Here is a 13180-nt window from a genome sequence, read left to right as displayed (position 1 = left end):
CCATGCTGCTGTCGTTACTGAAGATCCTGTTCTTTTTCGCCGTTGTTCTGGTCATCGCCCTGGGCGCGATCCAGCTGTCCGAAACCGGGCAGGCGCTGCGGCTGGAATATGCGGGAACCGAGATCGTCCTGACCCCGGTCAAGGCCGTCGTCGCGCTGCTGGTGCTGATGGTGCTGGCCTGGGTGGTGTTCAAGCTGCTGGGGCTGGCGCTGGCCTTCCTGCGTTTTCTGGCGGGCGACGATACGGCGATCAACCGCTATTTCGCCCGCTCGCGCGAACGCAAGGGCTATGACGCGCTGGCCGAGGGGATGCTGGCCGTTGCCTCGGGCGAGGGCAAGCTGGCGCAGGACAAGGCCGCCAAGGCGGGCAAATACCTGAACCGGCCGCATGTCACCAACCTTCTGGCCGCGCAGGCCGCCGAGGTCGCGGGCGACAATCACCGCGCTGAAGAAATCTATCGCAACCTGCTGGATGACGACCGCACCCGCTTTGTCGGCGTGCGCGGGCTGATGCGGCAAAAGCTGGCGCAGAACGACACCACGACCGCGCTGCTGCTGGCGCAGAAGGCCTATGCGCTGAAGCCAAAGCACAAGGAAATCCAGAACACGCTGCTGGAATTGCAGACCAAGGAGCATGACTGGAAGGGCGCCCGCGCGATCCTGAAGGAAAAGCGCCGTCAGGGCGAATTGCCCAATGACGTGGCGATGCGCCGCGATGCGGTTCTGGCCCTGCAAGAGGCCAGCGACGTGCTGGCGCATGGCAACTCGATCAGCGCGCGAGAGGCTGCGATTTCCGCCGCCAAGGCCTCGCCCGACCTGATCCCGGCGGCGGTGTTGGCCGCGCGCAGCTATATCGCGCAAAAGGACTTCCGCAATGCGACGCGGATTCTGGAAAAGGCATGGTCGGTGCGTCCGCATCCCGATCTGGCCGGAGCCTATGCCGAGATCGCGCCGGATGAGAATGCCAATACCCGCCTACGCCGCTTCGAGTCCCTGATCCGCAAGAATCCCGATCACGAACAGTCGCGCCTGCTGCGGACCGAACTGTTGCTGGCTGCCGAGGACTTTCCCGGCGCCCGGCGCGAGCTGGGCGATCTGGCCGTCAAGCATCCCACGGTGCGTACCCTGTCGATCATGGCCGCGATCGAGCGGGGCGAGGGCGCCGATGATTCGGTCGTGCGCGGCTGGCTGACCCGCGCACTCAGCGCCTCTCGCGGGGAACAGTGGGTTTGCGACAAGTGCCACAACATCATGGCCGAATGGTCCCCGGTCTGCGACAGCTGCAACGGTTTCGACACGCTGACCTGGCGCGAGCCGCTGGAAAAAGCCGTGCCCCCGACCGCCACCGGCGCCGAGATGCTGCCGCTGCTGGTGGGCACGCCGAAAACCCCGGTGCCGGTCGCCGATACGGTCGCCCCGGACGTGGTGCCCGGGCCATCCGCCCCCAAACCCGCCGAGCCGCGCGTCGCGCCCGGCATGGTGCCACGCGAATCGGATTACGAGGATGCGGAACCCGCGACCACCATCACCACGCCGGAACCCGTGACCGCGCCCGAGCCCGAACCGGCGCCGATGCCCGATCCCGCACCCGAAGCGGAACCGGCCCCCATCACGCAACCCGCGACCCCGCCCGAACCGGCAGAGCCGCAGATGGTGCGCCCCGATGTCGAACCGCCCGAGGCCGGGGAATACGCCAAGGCGCGCTAGGCGATTTATTTGGCGGGGAGGAGCGAAAAATACGTCCTTCCCCCTTCACCCCTGCGGCGTAACCTGCTATGCGGCGCGGCACTATGGGATGCCGGTGTAGCTCAGCTGGTAGAGCACGTCATTCGTAATGATGGGGTCGGGGGTTCGAGTCCCTTCACCGGCACCATAGCGTCAAAACCGCGCGGCATTTTCCGATGCCGCGCGGTTTTTGTTTGGCAAGGTGCTATGGCTTTGCATTTGCGGGTGCATTATTGATCGCTCAGTTCCCGAAGTGACCGAGTGCCACAAATGCAGATCGAATCCACCCACTTGCCCGAGGTTCAGATCATCACGCCCCGGCGTCATGGCGATTCCCGTGGCTTCTTTTCCGAAAGCTGGAACCGAAAGGCGTTGCTGGGTGCGGGGCTGGATCTGCCGGAATTCGTGCAGGACAACCATTCGATGTCGCATCAGGTGGGCACGTTGCGCGGGCTGCACTATCAGGCGCCGCCGCATGCGCAGGGCAAGCTGGTGCGCTGCGGACGCGGCAGCCTGCTGGATGTGGCGGTGGACGCAAGGCGGGGCAGCCCCCGCTATGGCCGTTGGGTCGCGGCGGAACTGTCTTACGAGAATGGGCGGCAGCTGTGGATTCCGGCGGGCTTCCTGCATGGGTTCGTGACGCTGCAATCCGATACCGAGGTGGTTTATAAATGCACCGCCCATTACGATCACGCCAGCGACGGATCGGTGTTGTGGAACAGTCTGGGCATCGACTGGGGCGCACTGGACCCGCATCTGTCCGACAAGGACCGCGCGGCCACGCCCTTTGCCGACTGGCGATCGCCCTTTCTGTATGAGGACAAGGCATGAAGATTCTGGTGACGGGCGGCGCGGGTTTCATCGGTTCGGCCGTGGTGCGGCTGGCGGTCGGGCGTGGGCATGAGGTGGTGAATCTCGATGCGCTGACCTATGCCGCCAATCTGGCCAATGTCGCCAGCGTGGCCGACAACCCGCTCTATCGGTTCGAGCAGGTGGATATCCGTGATCGCTCCGCGCTGGACCGGGTCTTTGCCACCCACCGGCCTGATGCCGTGATGCATCTGGCGGCGGAAAGCCATGTGGACCGCTCTATCGACGGGCCCGCGGCCTTTATCGAGACCAATGTCATCGGCACCTTCAACATGCTGGAGGCCGCGCGCGACTGGTGGACCGGCGAAGGCCGCCCCGAAGGGTTCCGGTTCCACCATATCTCGACCGACGAGGTTTTCGGATCGCTGGGTGAGACCGGTCAGTTCACCGAAACCACCCCCTATGATCCGCGCAGCCCCTATTCGGCCAGCAAGGCGGGATCTGACCATCTGGCGCGAGCCTGGCATGAGACCTATGGCCTGCCGGTCGTGCTGACCAACTGTTCCAACAATTACGGCCCCTTTCATTTCCCCGAAAAGCTGGTGCCGGTGGTGATTCTGAAGGCGCTGGCGGGCGATCCGATCCCGGTTTACGGCGATGGCGGCAATGTCCGCGACTGGCTGTATGTCGAGGATCACGCCGATGCGCTGCTGCTGGTCGTCGAAAAGGGCCGGATCGGGCGCAGCTACAATATCGGGGGCGAGAACGAGGCCACGAATCTGGATCTGGTGCGGATGATCTGCGCCCATATGGACGAATTGCACTCCGAAGGCGCGCCGCATGACCGGCTGATCGGCTTTGTGGCGGACCGTCCCGGCCATGACCGGCGCTATGCCATCGACCCAAGCCGCATCCGCGATGAACTGGGCTGGCGGCCTTCGGTCACGGTCGAGCAGGGGCTGCGCCGCACCGTCGAATGGTATCTGGACAACCGCGACTGGTGGCAGCCGCTGCTGTCACGCGAGGGTGTCGGCCAGCGGCTGGGGACCGGCTGATGCAGGGGCTGCTGGTTTTCGGCCGCAACGGTCAGGTCGCGCGGGAGCTGGCCCGGCTGGCGCCCGGGGCGCTGTTTCTGGGACGGGATGAGGCGGACCTGACCGATCCTGCGGCTTGCGCGGCCGCGATCCGCGCCCATCAGCCTGCGGCGGTCATCAATGCGGCGGCTTATACGGCGGTGGACCGGGCCGAAAGCGATGCCGAGGTTGCGCGGCTGGTCAATGCCGATGCGCCGGTGGCGATGGCGCAGGCGGCGGCGGATCTGGACGTGCCTTTCCTGCATGTCTCGACCGATTATGTCTTTGACGGCTCGGGCGATGCGCCGTGGCGCGAAGGCGATGCGACCGGTCCTCTGGGCGTTTATGGCGAGACCAAGCTGGCGGGCGAACAGGGGGTCGCAGCGGCGGGCGGCAATTGGGTGGTTCTACGCACGTCCTGGGTGTTCTCGGCCCATGGCGGGAATTTCGTGAAAACCATGCTGCGGTTGGGGGCAGAGCGTGATGTCCTGTCCATCGTCGCCGATCAGATGGGCGGCCCGACCCCGGCCGCGGCCATTGCCGATGCGCTGCTGGTCATGGCCCGCGCGATGCAGGCGGGCACGATTCAGGGTGCCGGGGGCTGCGGAATTTACCACTTTTCCGGCGCGCCCGATACCAGTTGGGCCGGTTTCGCCGCTGAAATCTTCACTCGCGCGGGTCGGTCTATACAGATCACCGATATCGCCACCGTCGACTATCCCACCCCGGCGCGGCGTCCCCTGAATTCGCGGCTGGATTGCAGCCGGATCATGGCCGATTTCGGCATTTCGCGCCCCGACTGGCGCATAGGGCTGGATCAGGTTCTGGCAGAACTGGAGAGGACAGCATGACACAGCGCAAGGGCATCATTCTGGCAGGCGGGTCGGGCACGCGCCTTTATCCGATCACCATGGGCGTGTCGAAACAGCTTCTGCCGCTTTATGACAAGCCGATGATCTATTACCCGATCACGGTGCTGATGCTGGCGGGTATCCGCGAGATTGCCATCATTACCACGCCCGAGGATCAGTCACAGTTCCAGCGACTGCTGGGCGATGGCAGCCAGTGGGGCATGCGGTTCGAATGGATCGTGCAACCCTCGCCCGACGGGCTGGCGCAGGCCTATCTGCTGGCCGAGGATTTTCTGGCGGGTGCGCCTTCGGCCATGGTGCTGGGCGACAACATCTTTTTCGGGCACGGCTTGCCGCTGCTGTTGCAGGCGGCGGATGAACGCGTGTCGGGCGGCACCGTTTTCGGCTATCGTGTCAGCGATCCCGAGCGCTATGGCGTGGTCGATTTCGACGCCGATGGCCGGGTGCGGTCGATCACCGAAAAGCCCAGGGTGCCGCCGTCGTATTACGCGGTGACCGGGCTTTATTTCCTGGACGGCACCGCGCCGGAACGCGCCCGCAAGGTCCGGCCGTCCGAGCGGGGCGAGTTGGAGATCGTGACGCTTCTGGAAAGCTATCTGGCCGATGATCTGCTGGATGTCGAGCTGATGGGCCGCGGTTTTGCCTGGCTGGATACCGGCACCCATGCCAGCCTGCTGGACGCGGGGAATTTCGTGCGGACGCTGGAAAACCGGCAGGGTTTGCAGACCGGCTGCCCCGAAGAAATCGCCTTCGACGCAGGTTGGATCGACGCCGAGATGCTGCGCGAACGCGCGGCCCGGTTTTCCAAGAACGGCTATGGCAGCTATCTGCTGGGGCTGCTGTCCGAACGCCGCTGACGCAATCGCCCGGCCAGCGCGGCGGCATGAAAGGCCGCGCTGCCCGCTCGCGTATGCCGGTAAAGCCCAAGACGCCGCAGCCGCGCCGCAGCCAGTGGTCCCGGCAGTTCCAGCGCCTTGCCGAATTCGGCAAGTGTGCGGCGGTTTTCATCCGTCAGCGTCTCTGCCGCTGCCAAAGCCTTCGTATTCGCATGCAACCATTGGCCAAAATCGCCGGTGAACAGCATGCCCAGTCGTTTGATCAGGGCCAGGGCCGTGTCGTTGCGCCCTATTTCGCTGCGGCCATGCTGTCGGTAATGCAGGACCGGCTGGTGATCGCGGAGGACGTGCCCGCCTGAGCCCGACAGCAGTTGATAGGCCCACCAGTCATGCGAGACCACCCCGGCATCGCGTGCATGCATCGCCCCGGCCTTCAGAATTCGGGCGGCCCCGGCATTGAAGACCGAGGTATTCCCCGCCATGCAGGCCTGAATCAGCGCATTCCGAAACCCGAAGGGCCGCCGGAAATGCCGGGACTGCGCCAGGGGGCGCAGGTCTTCATCGCAGATCAGGGTCCGGGCCGCATAATGGGTCGGGCCTGTGGTCTGATGCAATGCCGTGACGGCGCGGGCCAGCTTCTGCGGCATCCAGACATCGTCCTGATCACTGAAGGCCAGAATCTTGCCCTCGGGTGCGATCTGAAGCAGATGTAGGAAATTTGCCGTTGCCCCGACGCAGGGTCCATCCACCAAGGTAACGCGCTGTTTGCCATATCGATTGGCGAACCGGTCCACGATGTCGCGACTGCCATCGGTCGAGCCGTCATCAGAGATGATCAACGACCAGTTGCGATGCGATTGCGCCGCGATACTGTCCAACTGAGCGGGCAGAAATCGCGCGCCCTGATAGGACGCTAGCAGGATCACCACCTCGGGTTCCGACAGGGCGGCAAGGGGGGCGGTATTCGCGCCCTGACGCGCAGAGGTTGGCTGACTTGTCATGGTCCGACATTTGCCCGCTTGCAGCGATCTGTGCAATCGGGGAACGGCTCTAATGCTCCTGCCGCGCGATATCCTGGATCAGGACCGCGTGGACAAGATCACCGCCCGCAGCCTGCGCGACCTGCAACAACGCCTCACGCAGTCTGCGCAGATTGGGTTCGGCGGTATAGTTCCCATCGAAGGCGCCGGTATTGGATTCGATCAGCAACTGGCGCAAAATCGCGTCGCGCAGGCGATGCTCTTGCGATTGCAATGTCGTCAGCCCGTCGTTGCTGGTTTCCAGCGACAGCGTCAGGATCATCAGCGCCCGCATATTGCCATTGCGCATGACCGGAACGAAGAACTGGTTCGCAAAGCTCATCCAGGCGGGGTTTTCGTTCACGGGCAGCTCGGTCGGGGTGGAACCGGGGTCGTCATCCGGCTGATCGACGGTGGTGGGTTCTGGTGGCGGGCGCAGTGCCTCACCCGCGAAGGCACCGGCGATCAGCGCCAGAACGGGCAGCACGAGCAGGATAATCCTTCGCAGCATGACAAGGCCTCAATATGGCAGAAGAATATCGGCCAGTTGCTGGCCATAGCGGGGTTGCTGCACATCCGTGATCTGTCCGCGTCCGCCATAAGAGATCCGCGCCCCGGCGATGCGGTCATAGGCGATCTCGTTGCTGCGGTCGATATCCGAGGGGCGTACGAAGCCGCTGACGGTCAGTTCACGCAGCTCGTAATTCACCCGAACCTCTTGCGTTCCCTGAATATGCAGCGAGCCATTGGGCAGCCTGTCGATGACCGTCGCCGCGACACGCAGCGTCAGCTTGTCGCGACGAGAGATATTGCCGCTGCCCTTGTAGGTCGAGGACGAACCTGCATCGACCAGATCGTCGAAACTTGCGCCCTCGGGCAGGCGACTGGCCAGCCGTTGCGGCAGCCCGATCATCTGCGGAATGCTGACATCGTCGCTTGCGCTGCGCGACCTGCCGGAACTGTTGCTGATCTCGGCACGGTCGTCGATTTCGATCACCACGGTCAGGATATCGCCACGCACCGAGGCGCGCCGGTCGCTGATCAGTGACGAACTGCCCCCGGCCCAAAGCGATGCGGCGGCTTCGGGACGGCCGGAAACCACGGGCAGATCCAGCGGAGGGTTGGTCATGGCCATGAATTCCTCGGTCTCGCGTGGTGAGGTCAGGGCCGGGGCCTGCCCGATATTCGCCACGCGGCCACAGGCGCCAAGGGCAAGCAGCAGGCATAGAAGAAGATGGAATTTCACGAATTCACCCTTTGCTGGATGGGGGTCATTGCAGAACGGTCAGGCTGCCGTCGGGATTGACTTGGGCCATGATGCTGTTGCGCGATTCCAGGTTCAGCACCCGGATGACATCGCCAGCGGCGCCTTCCGACAGCGTCCGGCCTTCCGCCGAAATCTGCAGCGGTCCGCGCTGAAAGGTGATCCGCACGATCTGATTGCGTGTTACCAGTCGCGGCGCCTGCAACAGCGAGGCCTGGATTGGCCGTCCCTCGTATATGGTGATGCGTGTCTGCTTGCCGACGGCCTGAGCCGGGTCGTTCAGGCCGGGGCGTTTGCTTTCGGCCATGGTCAGGTCATCCTCGGTGATGACGGTGCCTGCGGGAAGGGTCCGCGCCGCGGCCAGCACCGTTGCCGCGGCGGGCAGGGGTGCAAGCAGGATCACGATCAGAAGCAGCGCACGCATCAGCGGATCTGCGTGGTTGCGCCAAGCATCTGGTCGGCGGCGGTGATGACCTTGGCGTTCAACTCGTATCCGCGCTGCGCCTTGATCAGTTCGGTGATCTCGCGGACGGCATCGACGGTGCTTTCCTCCAGATAGCCCTGCCGCAGGGTGCCCAGCCCATCCAGGCCGGGGGTGGTGATCTGCGGTGCGCCCGATGCCTCGGTCTCCAGAAACAGGTTCGAGCCGATGGCCTCAAGCCCCTTCTGGTTGGTGAATCCGGCAAGGGTGAACTGGCCCAGCATCTCGGGTTCGACCTGATCCGAGAAATAGGCGTAAACCTCGCCCGCAGCATTGATCGCGATCGAACGGGCGTCGTCGGGAATGGTGATCCCGGGCACGACCTGATAGCCGTCGGAGGTCACGATCAGCCCCTCGGGGGACCGCTTGAGCCCGCCATCGCGGGTATAGGCCGAAATCCCCGAGGGCAGCGTGACCTCCAGATAACCCTCGCCGTCGATGGCGATATCCAGATCGCCGCCGGTGCCCGAAAGGGCGCCTTGTGCCAGATTGATGCTGACGGCGGTCGGGCGCACGCCAAGGCCCATCTGGACACCTGCCGGAATAACGGTGCCATCAGCGGCGGCAACGCTGCCGGGGCGGACGGCCTGCTGGTAATGCAGGTCGGCGAATTCCGCGCGCCGCGCATTATAACCGGTGGTGGACATATTCGCGAGGTTGTTCGAGATGACCTCGACGCGGGTTTGTTGCGCGCTCATGCCGGTGGCGGCGATCTGAAGGGCTCTCATGGTGGTTCCTATCGGGTCATGGCGGTGATGACGTTGCGGATGCGCTGATCCTCTCGGTCGAGGAAGGACTGGCCCAGTTCATAGGCGCGCTGGACTTCGATCATCCGGGTGATCTCGAAGACGGGATCGACGTTGGATTCCTCAAGAAATCCCTGACGGATCCGCGCCTCTTCCAGCGGTTCGGGGTCTGCGTCCAACTGGAACAGGGTGCCGCCCTGATGGGTCAGCTGTGTCCCTTCGGGCTGACCGAACAGGCCGATCTGCCCGAACGGGATGCCGTTGGCCGACATCGTGCCATCGGTTCCGACGCTGACGGCGCTGGCGCCCGGCGGGATCATGACGGGCGCCTGCCCGGCATCCAGCAGTCGATAGCCGTCGGCAGTCATCAACTCTCCCTCGGGCGAGGGGATGAAGGCGCCGGCGCGGCTCAGGCGCAGCCCGTCGGGGGTTTCGAGCGCGAAATAGCCTTCGCCCTCGATCGCCAGATCAAAGCTGCCATTGGTCTGGGTCAGCACGCCTTGCCGCAGATCGATCAGGCGGCCGCGGGCATGGGCCATCGACAGGGTTTCGCCGCGACGATCCAGCGCGCTGAGATGTTCGGCGAAGATTACCCCTTCGCGGCGAAAACCGGTGGTGTTCGCATTGGCGATATTGTTCGCGACGACCCCCATCTCTTTCATCAGGCCCGATTGGCGGGTCAGGGTGGCATAGATTGCGTTATCCATGGATCAGCTTTCCGAGATGAGAGGGATGATCTGGCCGACATAGAAATCGGCCAGCGCGGTGGTCATGAAGCTCATGGTGACCCAGAAGACGATCAGCATCAGGCCGACCTTGGGAACGAAGGTCAGCGTCATTTCCTGAACCGAGGTCAGGGCCTGAAACAGCCCGATCACGACCCCGGCGATCAGCGCGACGCCCAGCATCGGAGCCGAGATACGTACCGCGATCAGCAGGGCCTGACGCATCATGTCGAACAGCAGGGTCTCGTCCATGATCGGCCTCAGACCGGCATCCGCAGGATTTCCTGATAGGCCTCGACTACCTTGTCACGGATGGCGACCACGGTTTCCAGCGCCAGATCGGCCTCGGCGATGGTCTGGACCAGCCGGTGGGTTTCGATCTGGCCGGTCATGGCGCCGGTCGCGACCTCATCGACCTGGGCCAGATGTTGCGCGAAATCCTCGGCGGCGCGACCGGCGCGTGTCACCATATCGGCGGGCGCGCCGGGGGTAATGGCGGGCCGGGCGGCGGAATAGGCACTGATGGCGTTGGTAATCATGGGAAATCCTTTCAGCGGCGCAGAAGGTCCATCAGCGCGGAACTCATCTGACGTGATTGTTCAAAGACGCGAAGATTGGCCTCATAGCTGCGGCTGGCCTCTCTCGAATCGGCGATTTCGATGACCAGATCGACATTCGAGCCGAGGTAATATCCCTCTTCGTCGGCCATCGGATGCGAAGGGTCGAAGATGCGCGGCAAGGCGCTGCGATCCAGTTGCGTGCGTGATGCCTGAACCTCGCCCGAGGGACGGCCTAGGCGCACCGCCTCCTCGAACGAGACCAGCTTGCGGCGATAGCCGGGCGTGTCGACATTGGCGATGTTTTCCGCCGTATGACGCAGCCGCACGCTTTGCGCGCGCATGCCCGAGGTCGCAAGGCGAAGGGGGGTGATCGGGTCGCTCATCCTGTCTCCGTTCAGTTGCGTTTGCCGATGCTGGTGCGCATCATGTTCATGGCCGAGCGGTAGATATTGACCGACAGGTCATGTTCGCGGCGGGTTTCGGCCATGCGCGCCATCTCCTCCTCGATCGAGACGGTGTTGCCGTTGGGCGCGCCGCCGCTGTCGATGGTGATCAGGCGCGGACCGGCGGGTGACCAGCCGGGCGCCGCGATATGGCCCGCGCGGGTCTGGCGCAGTTCGGCCTGACCGTCGCGATAGGTCGAGGCGAAGCTGTCCAGATCGCGCGTTTTGAAGCCCGGCGTGTCCGAATTGGCGATATTGCGGGCGACGACGACCTGACGCTGGGCCGCATGGGCGGTCAGGGCACGGGCCATGCGCAGCATTTCAATATTGTCGAACACGCGGTTTCTCCTTGGTGGCGATAACCGGGTTTTAACTCCAATTGGTTTAGAAACCGTTTCGAGCCGGGATGACCCGAGCGCCAAAAGGAACAGCGGAATGGATAAACTTGAATCGATCACCCGCCGGATCAGGCAGTTGAGGCCCTCGGTCCTCTATGGGCGGGTGCAGTCGATCCGGGCCGGGCTGATCCGCATAACGGGGCTGAACAGCCATGCCTCATTTGGCGACAGGGTCTTGATTTCATTGCAATCCGGCACCGTTGGGGGCGAAATCATCGGCCTTGCCCCCGACCATGCCGAGGTGTTGCCCGAAGGCGATACCGAGGGGCTGTCGGTTGGCGCGGATGTCGAGCTGCTTTACGCGCCCGTGATCGCCCCCTGCGATTCGTGGATCGGGCGAATCATCGACCCTCTGGGGCAGCCGCTGGATGGGCGGGCCTTGCCGCATGGCGCCTTTCCGCGCCCTTTCCGCTGCGAGGCGTTGCCCGCCGTGCGCCGCAAAAGGCTGGGGTCGCGACTGCCTACGGGGCTGGCGGTTTTCGATACGCTGCTGCCGCTGGTGCAGGGGCAGAGGATCGGGCTGTTCGCCGGTTCAGGCGTGGGCAAATCCACATTGCTTTCCAATATGGCAAAGGGGGTGCAGGCCGATGTCGTGGTGATCGCGATGATCGGAGAACGTGGCCGGGAACTGCGCGAATTCGTCGAAAAGACGCTTGGCCCCGAGGGGATGAAGCGGGCGGTGATCGTCACTGCGACCTCGGACCGCTCGCCCTTGATCCGGCGGCGCTGTGCATGGGCGGCGATGGCGGTGGCCGAGCATTTCCGCGATCAGGGGCGGCATGTTCTGCTGCTGGCCGATTCGATCACCCGCTTTGCCGAGGCGCATCGCGAAATCGCGCTGGCTGCCGGAGAGCCGCCCAGCTATCGCGGCTTTCCGCCTTCGGTGTCGAACATGATCATGGCGCTGGCCGAACGCGCGGGGCCGGGGCTGGACGGATCGGGCGATATTACCGGCATTTTCAGCGTTCTGGTGGCCGGATCGGATATGGAGGAACCGATCGCCGACATTCTGCGCGGTACGCTGGATGGCCATGTCGTGCTGGACCGGACCATCGCCGAACGCGGGCGGTTTCCGGCGGTGGATGTGGTGCGCTCGGTCTCTCGTTCGCTGCCGGATGCGGCGACGGCCGGAGAAAATGCCATGATCGGCAAGGCGCGGGCGGCGCTGGGGGCCTATGCCGAATCCGAGCTGATGATCCGCGCCGGGCTTTATGCGCCGGGGTCGGATCCGCAACTGGACGAGGCGGTCAGGCTGTTCCCGCGGCTGGACGGTTTCATGACCCGCACCAGTCCCGGCATCGAGGCCAGCTTCGCCGCTTTGGAGGACGCCCTGCGATTGCCGGGGCGATAACCCAGGGCACTACGTTGCAATTTGATTTGACAGTATAAATCCGGAAAGGGTTGATGATTGTTAGCGCGGTGTCGAGAGGCGTTGCGCCCGGATGGACGATTTGTAACTGTCCGGCCACGGCGTGAAAGAGGCAAGGATGGCGCTTACAGAATACTTTACCCGCTATCTTCAGCGCCGTGCACGGCTGACGGAGACCGATCTGGCACGCCTGCGCGCGATCCGGACCGATCAGGTCAGTTTTGCCCATGGCGAGGTGATCGTTCCGGCCGAGAAACTCGCGAAACGCAGCTGCATGATGCTGCGCGGGCTGTCGGCGCGGTCGCACCGGCTGGTCGGGCGCCCGGAGGAACGTGTCATCACCGCGCTGCATGTACCGGGTGATTTCGTCGATCTGCATGGATTCGTGCTGGCGGGGCTGGAACATTCGGTCATTGCCATCGGTCCGACCGAGGTGGAATTCGTCAACCATGACGAACTGACTGAGATCACCGAGAACTTTCCGCATCTGACCCGGCTGCTGTGGATGTCCACGGTGATTGATGCGGCAGTGCATCGGCAATGGCTGGTGGCGGCATCCTCGCTGCGGTCCAGCGCGCATCTGGCCCATCTGCTGTGCGAGATCTATACGCGGCTGAATACCGTGGGCGCGGCCTCGGATCATCGCTTCATGCTGCCGCTGTTGCAGCGGGAGCTGGCGCAGATCCTGGGCTATTCGCCGATTCATGTGAACCGGGCGGTGCGCGATCTGCGCGACCGGGGCCTGATTCGCTGGCATGGGGCGCAGGTGACGATTCTGGACTGGACCGGGCTGTCGCGACTGTCGCGTTTCGATCCGACCTATCTGGATATGGAGGTGCTGAGCCGCTGACGCCTCGGAC

The 13180-nt window shown here is 64.0% G+C and carries 17 protein-coding genes and 1 tRNA gene; 8 read left to right on the top strand and 10 right to left on the bottom strand.

Features of this window, described 5'->3' with window-relative positions; translation table 11 throughout:
* The first annotated feature begins 2 nt into the window (after positions 1–2).
* From JHW40_RS00380 to rfbA, 6 genes are all read left to right on the top strand, one after another.
* A complete protein-coding gene (locus tag JHW40_RS00380) occupies positions 3–1706 on the top strand; it encodes a heme biosynthesis protein HemY (protein WP_090612518.1) in 1704 nt (567 codons plus the stop codon).
* Between the two features lie 90 nt (positions 1707–1796).
* Positions 1797–1872 (top strand) — tRNA-Thr (locus tag JHW40_RS00375).
* Positions 1873–1994: 122 nt separating this feature from the next.
* Positions 1995–2555, top strand: coding sequence for a dTDP-4-dehydrorhamnose 3,5-epimerase (gene rfbC / locus JHW40_RS00370; protein ID WP_090612348.1), 561 nt, complete (start codon positions 1995–1997; stop codon positions 2553–2555).
* The gene (gene rfbB / locus JHW40_RS00365) at positions 2552–3589 is read left to right on the top strand and encodes a dTDP-glucose 4,6-dehydratase (RefSeq protein ID WP_090612345.1); all 1038 of its coding nucleotides are present in this window, start codon (positions 2552–2554) and stop codon (positions 3587–3589) included. Before rfbC ends, rfbB begins: the two co-directional genes overlap by 4 nt.
* On the top strand, positions 3589–4458 hold the full coding sequence (gene rfbD / locus JHW40_RS00360) for a dTDP-4-dehydrorhamnose reductase (RefSeq protein ID WP_090612344.1): 870 nt from the start codon (positions 3589–3591) through the stop codon (positions 4456–4458). Before rfbB ends, rfbD begins: the two co-directional genes overlap by 1 nt.
* Positions 4455–5336, top strand: a complete 882-nt coding sequence (gene rfbA / locus JHW40_RS00355; RefSeq protein ID WP_090612341.1) for a glucose-1-phosphate thymidylyltransferase RfbA — start codon at positions 4455–4457, stop codon at positions 5334–5336. The genes rfbD and rfbA overlap by 4 nt, the downstream gene beginning before the upstream one ends.
* Here the strand turns inward: rfbA and JHW40_RS00350 are convergent.
* The 10 genes from JHW40_RS00350 to JHW40_RS00305 are packed head-to-tail and all read right to left on the bottom strand — an operon-like array spanning position 5303 to position 10891.
* On the bottom strand, positions 5303–6316 hold the full coding sequence (locus JHW40_RS00350) for a glycosyltransferase family 2 protein (RefSeq protein WP_090612340.1): 1014 nt from the start codon (positions 6314–6316) through the stop codon (positions 5303–5305). The genes rfbA and JHW40_RS00350 overlap by 34 nt on opposite strands.
* Before the next feature lie 49 nt (positions 6317–6365).
* Entirely contained in the window at positions 6366–6845 is a 480-nt protein-coding gene (locus JHW40_RS00345; RefSeq protein WP_139208155.1) for a hypothetical protein, read from the bottom strand.
* 9 nt (positions 6846–6854) lie between these two features.
* A complete protein-coding gene (gene flgH, locus JHW40_RS00340; RefSeq protein ID WP_090612337.1) occupies positions 6855–7580 on the bottom strand; it encodes a flagellar basal body L-ring protein FlgH in 726 nt (241 codons plus the stop codon).
* A 25-nt stretch (positions 7581–7605) separates the two neighbouring features.
* Positions 7606–8022, bottom strand: a complete 417-nt coding sequence (gene flgA / locus JHW40_RS00335) for a flagellar basal body P-ring formation chaperone FlgA (protein ID WP_090612334.1) — start codon at positions 8020–8022, stop codon at positions 7606–7608.
* Positions 8022–8807: a flagellar basal-body rod protein FlgG gene (flgG, locus tag JHW40_RS00330; protein WP_090612333.1), complete on the bottom strand. Its 786-nt coding sequence runs from the start codon at positions 8805–8807 to the stop codon at positions 8022–8024. The genes flgA and flgG overlap by 1 nt, the downstream gene beginning before the upstream one ends.
* Positions 8808–8815: 8 nt before the next feature.
* Positions 8816–9532: a flagellar hook-basal body complex protein gene (locus tag JHW40_RS00325; protein ID WP_090612330.1), complete on the bottom strand. Its 717-nt coding sequence runs from the start codon at positions 9530–9532 to the stop codon at positions 8816–8818.
* 3 nt (positions 9533–9535) lie between these two features.
* Positions 9536–9802, bottom strand: a complete 267-nt coding sequence (locus JHW40_RS00320) for a flagellar biosynthetic protein FliQ (RefSeq protein ID WP_090612328.1) — start codon at positions 9800–9802, stop codon at positions 9536–9538.
* Positions 9803–9810: 8 nt separating this feature from the next.
* Positions 9811–10089 (bottom strand): flagellar hook-basal body complex protein FliE, encoded by a 279-nt coding sequence (gene fliE, locus JHW40_RS00315; RefSeq protein ID WP_090612325.1) that lies wholly within the window; start codon positions 10087–10089, stop codon positions 9811–9813.
* 11 nt (positions 10090–10100) lie between these two features.
* Positions 10101–10493 (bottom strand): flagellar basal body rod protein FlgC, encoded by a 393-nt coding sequence (gene flgC, locus JHW40_RS00310; protein ID WP_090612323.1) that lies wholly within the window; start codon positions 10491–10493, stop codon positions 10101–10103.
* Between the two features lie 11 nt (positions 10494–10504).
* Positions 10505–10891: a FlgB family protein gene (locus JHW40_RS00305; protein ID WP_090612320.1), complete on the bottom strand. Its 387-nt coding sequence runs from the start codon at positions 10889–10891 to the stop codon at positions 10505–10507.
* Between the two features lie 97 nt (positions 10892–10988).
* On the opposite strand from JHW40_RS00305, the gene JHW40_RS00300 reads away from it, so the two are divergent.
* Both JHW40_RS00300 and JHW40_RS00295 read left to right on the top strand, forming a co-directional pair.
* Entirely contained in the window at positions 10989–12302 is a 1314-nt protein-coding gene (locus JHW40_RS00300; RefSeq protein WP_090612318.1) for a FliI/YscN family ATPase, read from the top strand.
* Positions 12303–12438: 136 nt separating this feature from the next.
* On the top strand, positions 12439–13170 hold the full coding sequence (locus JHW40_RS00295) for a Crp/Fnr family transcriptional regulator (RefSeq protein WP_090612316.1): 732 nt from the start codon (positions 12439–12441) through the stop codon (positions 13168–13170).
* Positions 13171–13180 lie beyond the last annotated feature (10 nt).

The sequence above is a fragment of the Paracoccus alcaliphilus genome (assembly GCF_028553725.1).
GTDB lineage: Bacteria > Pseudomonadota > Alphaproteobacteria > Rhodobacterales > Rhodobacteraceae > Paracoccus > Paracoccus alcaliphilus.
The sequence above is the reverse complement of the archived record's forward strand: the minus strand, read 5'-3'. Positions and strand labels throughout refer to the sequence as shown.